This is a genomic window from Frankia sp. Mgl5, assembly GCF_023242985.1.
GTDB classification, from domain to species: domain Bacteria; phylum Actinomycetota; class Actinomycetes; order Frankiales; family Frankiaceae; genus Parafrankia; species Parafrankia soli.
On sequence record NZ_JALKFY010000429.1, the window covers coordinates 1 to 584 of the forward strand.

Here is a 584-nt window from a genome sequence, read left to right on the forward strand (position 1 = left end):
GACGCTGCCGACCCGCTCGGCGAGGGGAACCGGCAGCCGGAAGGGCCCCTCGGGCAGCCCGGCCAGGGCGCCGTGGGAGAAGACGTGATCGGGGTTCGGGGAGGTGACGAACGACGTGTGGCAGACGGCGGTCAGGGCCCCTGAGGTCTCGTTGCGGAACCGTGTCTCGCAGACGACGACCGTCCGGCCGGCCTTGACGGTTCTCGCCTCGAGGGAGATCGTGTCGCCGATCTCGGCCGGTTCGACGACCTGCACGTCGAGGTCGAGGGTCAGGGCCGGCCGCGGTGCGGTCAGGTGCAGGGCGAGCACGCCTGCGACGACGTCGGCCCAGGTCGCCAGCACGGACGTCCGTAGGGCGGTCGCGCCGGGGACGCACAGCTCGCCGAACACGTCGGCGCGCCCGGTGGCGACGCCGTCGTCGACCGAGAAGCCCAGGCCGAGCTCCATGACGATGTGCCGCACATCGTCCACCTTGCCACGATTGCCACCATTGTCGACGGTGCTCACGAGATCGCCCCTTCGCTGCCTTGGCCGCACGGCCCCCTGGCCGCGCGGCCGGCGGACGTCGAGCGTCTCAGTCCTCG

At 72.3% G+C, this 584-nt stretch carries 1 protein-coding gene; it reads right to left on the reverse strand.

Features of this window, described 5'->3' with window-relative positions; all coding sequences use genetic code 11:
* A partial coding sequence (locus MXD62_RS09980; RefSeq protein ID WP_308301226.1) for a hotdog domain-containing protein occupies nt 1-507 on the reverse strand: 507 nt, incomplete at its 3' end.
* Nucleotides 508-584: the final 77 nt, after the last annotated feature.